We start from the raw sequence: 10,314 nt of genomic DNA, 5'->3' as shown, positions 1-10,314 counted from the left end.
GCCGCCGGTCTCCTCGCCGCCGGCGCCCTCGGCCCCACCGGGTCCGGCGGGACCTGCGGGGCCTCCGGGGCGGAGCATGCGACGGAGCGCGGCCAGGGCGTCCTCGTTGGGTGAGGCGGCCTCGCGGTTGACGGCCTGCAGCTCCCGGAAGATCTCCTCGCGGTGCACCGGCACCGAGCGCGGCGCGCGGATGCCGATCCGGACCACGTCTCCCCGGACGTCGAGCACGGTGACGACGACGTCGTCACCGATCATCAGGCTCTCCCCCGAGCGGCGGGTCAGCACCAGCACGTGCGGCTCCTTCTCTCACCGGGGGTGTATCGGCAGCCTAACCGATCTCAGACGGATACCAGGGGAGCCCGGACCGGCAGGTCCGAGCCGCTCAGCACGGTCTGAACCGCCCGGCGGGTGGCGGTGTCCACCACGATCGGGGCCAGCAGATTGGCCGTCGCCTCGGTGATGGAGCCCGGCGCCGTGACGATGAGCAGGACGAGCAGGTTCGAGGTCTGGCCCGCGCCGAGCATCGCCAGGGTCGCGTCGTCGATCTCGGGTTCGTAGCCCGGGAAGAACGGGTTCGGCGAGATGACGAGGAAGCGCAGGGCCGGGTCGTCCAGTGAACGCAGGGAGTACAGCACGCCGTCCTCGTCGACGCGCACGAGCACGAACCGGCGGTTGTCGGCGAAGCCCGGCATCGGGCAGACGAACTCGATCGTCGGCAGCTCGCCGCCGGTGGTGTCCACCGGGGCCGCGGTGTCTGCGTTCATCGGGCGGTCCTCTACAGAGATCATTTCAGGAAGTCCACGAGTGAGGGCTGCACGACCTTGGCCGTCGCCGCCAGCGCCGCCTGGTAGGCGGTCTGCTGCAGGGTCAACTCCATGATCGTCTGGGGTAGGTCGATGTCTTCGATGTCGGACAGCTGGGTCTTGAGGCTCAGGATCCGGGTGTCGGCCGTGTCGCGCATCTGTGTCACGCGATTGTAACGAGCACCGACGTCGGCGACCTCGGTCTGCATGCTCTTGATGCTCGTGTCGAGGCGGGTGAGGTCGTCACCGAGGCCCCCCGGGCTGTTCTTGAGATGGTCGGCGATGTCGGTCAACACTTTGAAGAGCTGGTTGTCGTCCTTACCGAAGACCTTCTCGCCGTCGGAGTTGACCGCGACCTTGGTGTTGTCCCCGATGGTGCGGAGCACCTCGCCGCCCTGGCCGTTGTAGGTGCCGTCCTTCTCGTACGCCACCGAGCCGGAGGCGGCGCCGCCGAAGACCGGCCGGCCCAGGTAGGTGGTGTTGGCGATGCCGATCAGCGCGTCACGGATGTTCTCGATCTCGGAGGCCAGCGCGGTGCGCGCGCTGACCGAGCCGCCCGCACCGGAGGACATGCCCTGCAGCACCAGTTCCCTGGCCCGGTTGACCTGGCTGTTCGCACTGGTCAGCGCGGTGTCGATGGTGCCCAGCCAGCCGAGGCCGTCATCGGTGTTGCGGGTGTACTGCTCCTGTATGCGGATCTCGCTGCGCAGGGACAGGGCCGAGGTGGTGCCGGTGGGCGAGTCGGAGGGCCGGGAGAGCTGCTTGCCGCCCGACAGCTTCTCCTGGATGTCGCCCAGCCGGTTGATGTTGCCCTGCAGGTTGTTGAGCACCCTGGTGGAGATGGAACTCTCGGTAACGCGCATGTAGGTCATGTGTCATCAGCCCCGGATCATGCTGAAGAGGGAGTCGAAAGTGCCGTTGATCGTGTTGATCATCTGCGTGGCGGCCTGGTAGGCGCGCTGGTAGAGCAGCATGTTCGCCATCTCCTCGTCGAGGCTGACCCCGGACTGCGCGGCGCGCTGCGCGTCGTTGTTCTGCGTCACGCCGGCCTGGATGGTGGCCCGGCGCTGCGCGGACTGGGAGGCGACCCCCAGGGAGGTCACGGTCTCGCGGTAGAACCGGTCGGGACCGCCGTCGGCCTTGGCCAGAGTCGCCAGGACGTCGGCGTTGCCGGCGTCGAGGTTGCCCTTGGGGGGTAGCACCACCCCGGTGATCGGGTCGGTCTCGACCTTCGGCGGCACGGACGAGACCGCCACCTTCGCAGGGTCGGTGACGCCCACCGTGATCGTGGCGGCCGTGATCACGGTGCCGGTCACGGGGGTATAGAAGTCCCCACCCGCGGCGCCGTTCAGATCGTAGCCCTTGACGTGCTGGGTGTTGACGGTCGAGGCGAGCTTCGCCGCGACCTCGTCGAGCTTGGCGGCGTACTCCGGCAGGACCTTGTTGAGCGACTGCAGCGACGAGGCGAGCTGGCCGGAGGCGACGCCGGCGTCGGCGCCGCTGTCCTTCCACTGCAGCGCGACCGCGTTGGCGACCGGGTCGGCCATCACGTCGCGCAGCGAGCCGCCGCCGGCGACCTGCAGCTCCCGGGCGGAGCCGCCGTCGACCAGTTTGGCCCCGCCCAGGTGGACGTCGACCGCGCCGTTGCCGAGGGACTTGGAGACGGCGCCGGTGAGCTCGGCGAGCCGCAGCACCAGTCCGTCGCGCTTGTCGGCCAGCTCACTGGCCGGCAGGCCCGCGGCGGTGGCCCGCACGATCGCCTTGTTGAGCTGGGCGACGGTGTCGGCGGCGGTGTTGACCTCGGTGACATAGGAGTCGAGCTGGTCGGCCGTGCTGTTCCACAGCGAGTCGAGGGCGTCGTCGCCGCTGCGCAGGCTGTCGGCGACGGTGCCGCCGCGCTGCAGGAGCTGGGCGCGGGCGGCCAGGTCGCCGGGCTGGTTGACGACGTCGTGCCAGGCGTTCCAGTAGTCGGACAGCTGGGACTGGATCCCGGTGTCGCTGGGCTCGTTGAAGACCTCTTCGATCCGGAGGTGGATCTCCTCCTGCCCGGCGAGCTGCGCGAACTTGGCGTGCTCGATCTGCCCGCGCGACTCCAGGAAGGCGTCGCGCATGCGGGTGACGCCCGCCACGGTGACGCCGGTGCCCAGGCCGTCGGTGACGGAGTAGAGGGCGGGGGTGACCGCCCCGCCGACCGAGTTCAGGTCGACCCGCTGGCGGGTGTAGCCCTCGGTGTTGGCGTTGGCGATGTTCTGGCCGTTGACGTCGAGCGCCTGGCGCTGGGCGTACAGGGCGCTCAGCGCGGTGGAGATTCCGGAGAAGGTGCTCATCTGCTACATCGCCTCGTTGACAAGTCGTGAGGAACGGCCGCCGCCGATGGTCTCGCCGGAACGGCCGTAGGTCGACACGGAACCGGTGACGTTCATCAGCGCCTCGTGGACCGCGCGCGACCCGACGGTGAGCAGCTCGCGGTTGGCCTCGGCGAGCGCGGTGATCTCGGCGGTCAGCGTCAGGAACGCGGTCCGGTGCTGGGTGAACAGCTCGGCCCACGGGCCGCCGGCGGCCTCGGCCAGAGCGGACAGGCTGGGTGCGGGCGGCAGGCCGAGCTCGGCGGCCACCTCGTCGACCTGGGTCGCGCGCAGGACCTCGGCCCGGCGGATCTGCTCCAGCACCATCTCCACCTCACGGGTGGCGTGCGGCAGCCAGCGCGTCTTGCCCGCCGCCAGTACGAGTTGCTCCTCTTCGAGCTTGAACAGCAGGAGATCCAGCATCTCGCGGACTCGCCACAGTGTGCTCGACAGATCGGCCAAACTCATCCGTCCCGCCTTCTCAGTCGTAGGGGGCGCCTGGGCGGCGCGCTTCCTCACCGGACCCCGTCGGCAGTGAACGGCCCGGCCTGAGGACTTCCCCGCCGGGCGCGCGAACCATGACCGCCCGTGCTCGCTCCATGACGAGAAGTGAGTTTCCGCAACCGTTCAGCAACCGAAAGCAACCGGTTCCTACCTCTTTGTGCCTGTTTCCTCTTCATATCGGCACCGAACACGCCGGATGTACCACTTCTCAGCACATCGTCACGAAAGGGCTGCACGTGAGGACCCAGGGCACCACGACCACCGTCAGCCGCGAGATCGAGAACCTGGTCCGCGAGCACCTGCCGCTGGTGGGCCACATCGTCCGCGAGACGCTCATGCGGGTCCCCTCCCACGTCAACCGTGACGACCTCACCTCCGCCGGTCTGGCCGCCCTGGCCGCCGCCGCCCAGTCCTTCGACCCCGAGCGCGGCACCCCCTTCGGCCGCTTCGCCGCCGTCCGCATCCGCGGCGCCCTCGTCGACGAGCTGCGCGGCCTCGACTGGGCCAGCCGCTCGGTGCGCAGCCGGGCCCGCCAGCTCGACGCCGTCCGCCAGCAGCTCAGCGGCTCCCTCGGCCGCACCCCGACCAACCGCGAGCTCGCCGCCGCCCTGGGCGTCGCCGAGGAAGAGGTCGACTCCATCGAGGAGGACGTGCAGCGCGCCGTCGTGCTGAGCCTGCAGGGCTTCGCCCCCGGCACCGCCGAGGACATGGTCCAGGAGCAGACCGCCGGCCCCGAGGAGCTGCTGCTCCACCGCGAGCGCCTCGGCTACCTGACCCACGCGATCGACTCGCTGCCCGAGCGCCTGCGACTCGTCGTCACCCGCTACTTCCTCGAGGAGCGGCCGATGGCGGAGATCGCCACCGAGCTCGGCGTGACCGAGTCCCGCGTCTCCCAGCTGCGCGCCGAGGCCCTGGTGCTGCTGCGCGACGGCATGAACGCCCAGCTCGAGCCGACCATGGTCAAGAGCCCCGAGCGCCCCGACGGCTGCGTCGCCAAGCGCCGCACCGCCTACTACGCCGAGATCGCAGCCAAGGGCGACCTGCGCAGCCGCCTGGCCCTGACCGACGCCCTCGGCGCCCCGGTCGCCCGCATCGCCTGAGCCCGCGCGCCCTTCCGGACTCCTGCGGCCCTGTCGCGGACCTGGCCGCGGTCCGTTTCACGGCCTGCACGACTCCCCGAACTCCCCGTACGGCCTGCGTTCCACCCGCGCTCCGGCCTGCCGTACGAGGGCTGAGAACACGCGGCCGGAGTAAACCGAAAAAACCTGCGGAGAAACCTTCAGCATCCCGGACCGCCGCCGATGAGAACGGCAGCCCGGGCCACGGATGGACCGGCAAGAACCCAGTCAAGGAGAGAACATCATGGGTCTGCGTATCAACCAGAACATCGGCGCCATGAACGCCTACCGGAACCTGTCGGTCAACGACGGGGCGATGTCGAAGTCTCTTGAGAAGCTCTCCAGCGGCTTCCGCATCAACCGGGCCGCGGACGACGCGGCCGGCCTGTCCATCAGCGAGGGCCTGCGCGCCCAGACCGGTGGTCTGAAGGTCGCCGTCCGCAACGCTCAGGACGGTGTCTCGGTCGTGCAGACCGCTGAAGGTGCGCTCACCGAGACGCACTCGATCCTTCAGCGCATGCGTGACCTCGCTGTCCAGGCCTCCAACGGCGGCTCCCAGGACGCCAACGCGGTGAAGGCGGCGAACAAGGAGTTCGGCGAGCTCAAGACCGAGCTCAACCGGATCGCCGAGACCACCTCGTTCGGCACCCAGAAGCTGCTGGACGGCAGCTACGGCGCGCAGTTCCAGACCGCCCCCACCGCTGCGGCGGCGTTCAGCACCAAGACGGTCAGCGGGACTGCGAGCGAGAACCAGTTCGCGGTCGAGACCGAGATCAACGGCAGCGTCCAGACGGTCACCGTGACCTGCCGGGGGCGAGCGGCGCCACCTACACCACCCCCGAGGCCTTCGTTGACGCCGTCAACGCGGGCATCAAGAAGGCACTGACCGACATCGGCGGCGACGGCGACGAGGTCAGCTTCCAGTCGAAGGTCGACCCCAACGGCGCCGGCGTGCAGTTCTCCTTCACCGGCAAGAACGCCTTTGAGATCACCAAGGCTGACGGTGCGGCCCTCGGCACCACCGTGGTAGCGGAGGACGTGACCTTGGCCACCGGTTCGGGTGGTGTGTTCCAGGTCGGCGCCAACAACAACGGCGACGAGCGGATCAACGTCCAGATCGCCGCGATGGACACCGGCAACCTGGGCCTGAGCGGCGTGAACCTGACCGACTCCACGGCGGCGCAGAACGCGATCGACGACATCGACAGCGCCATCGAGAAGGTCTCCGACACCCGGGCCAAGCTGGGTGCCTACCAGAACCGGTTCGAGCACACGATCAACAACCTGAACGTGGCGATCGAGAACCTGTCGGCCTCGGAGTCGCGCATCCGTGACACCGACATGGCCCAGGAGATGGTGGCCTTCACCCGCAACCAGATCCTGAGCCAGGCCGGCACCTCGATGCTGGCCCAGGCCAACCAGGCGCCTCAGTCCGTCCTGAAGCTCCTGGGCTAATCACCGCAGGTGCCTGAGGGCACCCGCTGGTGAGAGGCATCTCCACGGAAGGGCGGCCGGCGTGATCCGCCGGCCGCCCTTCCGCCTGTCCGGCACGTCGGCCTGGCAGAGCGGACGTGAGGACCCGCGTGACGGAGCGGGACACGAAGAGAGGATCCGCGTACATGACCAACAGCATCGACGGACTCGTCAGCGGCCTGAGCACCAGCAGCCTGATCTCCCAGCTCATGCAGGTGGAGGCGGCCCCGCAGACCCAGCTCAGGACCAAGGTCACCGCTCAGGAGAAGGTCCAGAGCTCCTACCAGTCGATCAACACCAGGCTGGCCGCGCTCAAGACCGCCGCCGAGGCGATGTTCGCCGATGCCACCTGGACCGGATCCAAGGCGTCCTCCTCTTCGGCCGCCGTCACCGCCGTCGGGACCACGGGCGCCGCCGCGGCGACCCTGAAGTTCGACGTCGACCGCCTCGCCCAGGCGCAGGTCCGGACCGTCTCCTTCGCCTCCGCCACGACCCCGGTGCTGGCCACCGACGGCGACGTCCCGCCCATCACCGGCGTCAGCATCAAGATCGGCACCGGTGACCCGGTCGACATCGCGCTCGCCGCCGACAAGAACACCCCCCAGGGCCTCGCCGACGCCATCAACGCCAAGAAGCTGGACGTGCGCGCCGCGGTCGTCACCACCGACCAGGGGACGGTCCTCCAGCTCACCTCCACCAAGACGGGTATGGCCGCCGCCTTCGAACTCGTCGGCGTCGCCCGTGCCACGTCCACCTTCGCCACCGCCGCCACCTCGGCGCTGGCCGACGGCGCCACCAGCGTCGGCATCACGGTCGGCGGCGGCAGCCAGGTCGACGTCGCGGTCACCCCGACCGGAGCCGGCGGGGTCGCCACCGCCCAGGACGTGGCCACCGCGATCAACAACGCGGGCATCAGCGGCGTCAAAGCCAAGGTCACCACCGCCACCAACGGGGCCACCACGCTGGAGGTCTTCCACACCCAGGCCAGCGGGAACGGCGCCGACCCGGTCAGCGCAAATACCATCAGCGTCACCGGCCTGGCGGTGGGTCCCACCGCCACGCGCACCGGATTCGCCGGGACCGCCAATATCGCGGTCGCCGCGCAGGACGCGAAGATCACCGTGGGCGCGGGCACCGCCGGCGCCTACACCGTCACCAGCGGCAGCAACTCCTTCACCGGCGTCATGCAGGGCGTGACCCTCACGGCGAACAAGGTCGAGACCGGCGTCACGGTCACCAGCTCACCCGACAGCGACGCCGTCGCGAGCAAGATGCAGGCCTTCGTCGACGCCGCCAACGCCGTGCTCAGTGAGATCGGCAGCCAGACGGCCTACAACTCCACCGCGAAGACGAAGCAGCCGCTCACGGGCAACTTCGCCGTCCGCCAGGTGGCCCAGACCATCCTCAGCCAGGTGGGCTACGGGCAGGAAGGTTACGGAAGCTTCGCGCAGATCGGCGTCCAGCTCGACAAGGCCGGCAAGCTCGCCTTCAGCAAGGACACGTTCCTCAAGGCCTACGCCGCCGACCCCGACAAGGTCAAAAGTGCGGTGACGGCCAAGGACCCGGTGCTCGAGGCCAGAGTCGACGCGCAGGGCAACCCCGTCCCCAAGACCGAAGTGACGCAGGTGATGGGGCTGGCCGAGAAGCTCACCATCATCGTCAACAACAGCACCACCACCATCACCTCGGCCATCAAGGGCGGTGAGAGCCTGCTCACCGACTACAAGAAGCGGATCGACGCCTGGAACCTGCGCCTGGAGAGGCGCGAGGAGGCGCTGCGCAAGCAGTTCACCAACCTCGAGGTCGCGCTCGGCAAGATGAACCAGCAGTCGAGCTGGCTGGCCGGGCAGATCGCCAGCCTGCCCCAGATCGAGAACGGATCGTGAGATGAACAACCCCTCCATGCGGGCCCGGTACATGGCTGACGCGGTCACCACCGCCTCCCCCGGCAAGCTGCTCGTCATGCTCTACGACCGGCTCGTCCTCGACCTGGTCAAGGCCGAAGAGGCCCTGGGCCGGGGGGACCGGGAGACCGCCTCCACCCAGCTCCAGCACGCCCAGGAGATCGTCATCGAGCTGCGTTCCTCGCTGAAGATGGACGCCTGGGACGGTGCCAGGGGCCTGTCCGAACTCTACGGCTTCCTGCTCACCCAGCTCATCCAGGCCAACGTGCGCCGCGACGCCGCCCAGGTGGCCTCCTGCCGCGCCCTGGTCGAACCGTTGCGCGACGCCTGGCGCACCGCCGCGTCCGGGGCCACCGTCGGCGCCGCAGCCAGGGTCGCGTGACCCATGGCAGCCCAGCCGTCCAGGCCCGGCGAGTGGCGTACGGCCTGGTCCGCCGCGCTCGACGCACTGGAGATGGACGTGGCCGCCACCGAGGCGATGCTCTCCGGTGATCACCGCGCCCGTGAAATCGCCCCGGTCGACCCCTGGTCGCCCCCCGAGGGCCTCGGCCCACTCCCGCTCGACCTGCGCCCCCGCGCCGACGCGATCCTGGCCCGCCAGCTCGCCGCGGCCCAGGCGCTGGCCATCGTCATGGTCGGCAACCGCCGTCAGGCCGCGATGCTGGCCCGCGTCGAGGCCGGCAGTGACGGCGGCCACCGCCCCGTCTACATCAACTGCGCCGCGTGACGCGCTCTCCCCGGTCGACGCCGGGGAGAGTGCCACGGCCGGTCGGCAGGAAGGGCGGGCACAGCCGGCACGGCTCCGCCTCGCGGACGGCCGACGACAGAGCCGACGTTCACGGTCTCACGGGCCGCGGCTCTTCCCGGCCTGGTCGAGCGTACGGGAGGCGTAGTCCCATTCGGATGGGCCCGACCGGCTACCGGAGCGGGGCCGATGTCCCGCTCCTCAGGCCCGGGAGCACGTCAAGACGGTTCTTCCCGGGCGTTCAAGCGGCGGACTTTGAGGGTGTTGTCCGTACGGGTGGCGGGTTGCCCGTCGGGGCCGGTCTGGATCCGCTCGTGCTCCTCGCAACGCTGCACCTCCCACTGCCCGTCCGGGAGATCTAGGGACTCGAGGACCTCCTGCGGCGTGGGGAGGTCCACGTGGTGGTGATCGTGCCGTTCCCAGGGCGGCGGCCCCGCGTGCCCGACGACGAGTAGTGTCCCGCCGGGGGCGACGGCCGAGGCGGCGGTCCGCAGGATCTTCTCCCGGGGCATGTCGCCGTGCGAATGCAGGAAGCACGCGGAGACGAGGTCGAAGGCGCCATCGGGGAAGGACGCGCCCAGATCGTGCCGCTGCCAGTCGATGCGGTCGGCGACACCCGCCTCCGCCGCGTGCCGGGCCGCACGGTCGAGGGCGACACTGGAGATGTCGACGGCGGTGACGCGCCAGCCCCGCTGCGCGAGCCAGATCGTGTCGCCCCCCTCACCGCAGCCCAGGTCCAGGGCACGGCCCGGCTCCAGGTCGGTGATCTCACGGACCAGCGCGGCGTTGGGTTTCCCGCTCCAGATCCGGTCGCTCTCGCTGTAGCGGGCGTCCCAGAGCTGCTCGTCCGAGACGGTGTCGTCTGCCATCAGCATGACCTCCTGTGTGTCTCCGTATCAGGACGCGGTCACCGCCGCCCCCGTCTCGCACTATGCGGCGCTGGCCGCGTTTTCGACAAATAGTTTTGCCGAAACAGCAAATTTCCTTCTGCGGGGCGGCGACTGCCGACCGCCGCCTCATGTTCTCGGCCGGACGGCTGCGCCTGTGGTGTCTTTCCGAGGCTTCTGTACAGCGGGCACGATCCCCCGTTGACGCGCTCTGCGGAGTGTTCACGGCGTAAACACCTGCCGGAACCGAGCCGTGATGGTCGCCGGTGCGAAGAGCCTCCCCAGAGCGGCCGGATCCCCCTCCTCTCCGCAGGCGGCACGGGGCAGTGGCTCACGCTGGGCGTCGGTGAGGGAGGTGATTCCCTCCTCCCTGTAGGAGACACGGGCAGTGGATCGCATCCGGTCACCGTTCCGGTTCCCGGTGATCACGCCTCTCGCTCCGTGCTCCCCGCTCTGTCGGGGCGCTCCGAGGTGTTCCGAGGCGCTTTCACGGCTCTTTCGAAGGCTCGGGATCGCCGGTGGTGTCGGGACTTTA

General features: G+C 69.6%; 13 protein-coding genes. 6 read left to right on the top strand and 7 right to left on the bottom strand.

Annotation, left to right across the window (positions count from 1 at the left end; genetic code table 11):
- From csrA to ACWJ6R_RS21420, 5 genes are all read right to left on the bottom strand, one after another.
- Positions 1 to 291, bottom strand: a 291-nt coding sequence (gene csrA, locus ACWJ6R_RS21440; protein ID WP_449063946.1) for a carbon storage regulator CsrA, incomplete at its 3' end; no start/stop codon positions are given.
- 47 nt (positions 292 to 338) lie between these two features.
- The gene (locus tag ACWJ6R_RS21435; RefSeq protein WP_449063945.1) at positions 339 to 764 is read right to left on the bottom strand and encodes a flagellar assembly protein FliW; all 426 of its coding nucleotides are present in this window, start codon (positions 762 to 764) and stop codon (positions 339 to 341) included.
- 20 nt (positions 765 to 784) lie between these two features.
- Positions 785 to 1,666 (bottom strand): flagellar hook-associated protein FlgL, encoded by an 882-nt coding sequence (flgL, locus tag ACWJ6R_RS21430; RefSeq protein WP_449063944.1) that lies wholly within the window; start codon positions 1,664 to 1,666, stop codon positions 785 to 787.
- 15 nt (positions 1,667 to 1,681) lie between these two features.
- A complete protein-coding gene (flgK, locus tag ACWJ6R_RS21425) occupies positions 1,682 to 3,130 on the bottom strand; it encodes a flagellar hook-associated protein FlgK (RefSeq protein WP_449063943.1) in 1,449 nt (482 codons plus the stop codon).
- A 3-nt stretch (positions 3,131 to 3,133) separates the two neighbouring features.
- On the bottom strand, positions 3,134 to 3,616 hold the full coding sequence (locus tag ACWJ6R_RS21420; RefSeq protein ID WP_449063942.1) for a flagellar protein FlgN: 483 nt from the start codon (positions 3,614 to 3,616) through the stop codon (positions 3,134 to 3,136).
- Between the two features lie 272 nt (positions 3,617 to 3,888).
- Between ACWJ6R_RS21420 and ACWJ6R_RS21415 the strand changes: the two genes are divergently transcribed.
- The 6 genes from ACWJ6R_RS21415 (at position 3,889) to ACWJ6R_RS21390 (ending at position 8,874) form a co-directional block, all read left to right on the top strand.
- Positions 3,889 to 4,752 (top strand): sigma-70 family RNA polymerase sigma factor, encoded by an 864-nt coding sequence (locus ACWJ6R_RS21415; RefSeq protein ID WP_449063941.1) that lies wholly within the window; start codon positions 3,889 to 3,891, stop codon positions 4,750 to 4,752.
- Positions 4,753 to 5,014: 262 nt separating this feature from the next.
- Positions 5,015 to 5,656, top strand: coding sequence for a flagellin N-terminal helical domain-containing protein (locus ACWJ6R_RS21410; RefSeq protein WP_449063940.1), 642 nt, complete (start codon positions 5,015 to 5,017; stop codon positions 5,654 to 5,656).
- Between the two features lie 65 nt (positions 5,657 to 5,721).
- Positions 5,722 to 6,225, top strand: coding sequence for a flagellin (locus tag ACWJ6R_RS21405; RefSeq protein WP_449063939.1), 504 nt, complete (start codon positions 5,722 to 5,724; stop codon positions 6,223 to 6,225).
- A gap of 164 nt (positions 6,226 to 6,389) precedes the next feature.
- Positions 6,390 to 8,129 (top strand): flagellar filament capping protein FliD, encoded by a 1,740-nt coding sequence (fliD, locus tag ACWJ6R_RS21400; protein ID WP_449063938.1) that lies wholly within the window; start codon positions 6,390 to 6,392, stop codon positions 8,127 to 8,129.
- A gap of 1 nt (position 8,130) precedes the next feature.
- Positions 8,131 to 8,529, top strand: coding sequence for a flagellar export chaperone FliS (gene fliS, locus ACWJ6R_RS21395; RefSeq protein ID WP_449063937.1), 399 nt, complete (start codon positions 8,131 to 8,133; stop codon positions 8,527 to 8,529).
- 3 nt (positions 8,530 to 8,532) lie between these two features.
- Positions 8,533 to 8,874, top strand: coding sequence for a hypothetical protein (locus ACWJ6R_RS21390; RefSeq protein ID WP_449063936.1), 342 nt, complete (start codon positions 8,533 to 8,535; stop codon positions 8,872 to 8,874).
- A gap of 236 nt (positions 8,875 to 9,110) precedes the next feature.
- On the opposite strand, the gene ACWJ6R_RS21385 is transcribed toward ACWJ6R_RS21390, so the two are convergent.
- The gene (locus ACWJ6R_RS21385; RefSeq protein ID WP_449063935.1) at positions 9,111 to 9,761 is read right to left on the bottom strand and encodes a class I SAM-dependent methyltransferase; all 651 of its coding nucleotides are present in this window, start codon (positions 9,759 to 9,761) and stop codon (positions 9,111 to 9,113) included.
- 240 nt (positions 9,762 to 10,001) lie between these two features.
- Positions 10,002 to 10,314, bottom strand: a 313-nt coding sequence (locus ACWJ6R_RS21380; protein ID WP_449063934.1) for a hypothetical protein, incomplete at its 5' end; no start/stop codon positions are given.

It is taken from the genome of Planomonospora algeriensis, from assembly GCF_977012225.1.
Note: the sequence above shows the minus strand (reverse complement) of the source record. Positions and strands in the feature narration are given on the sequence as shown.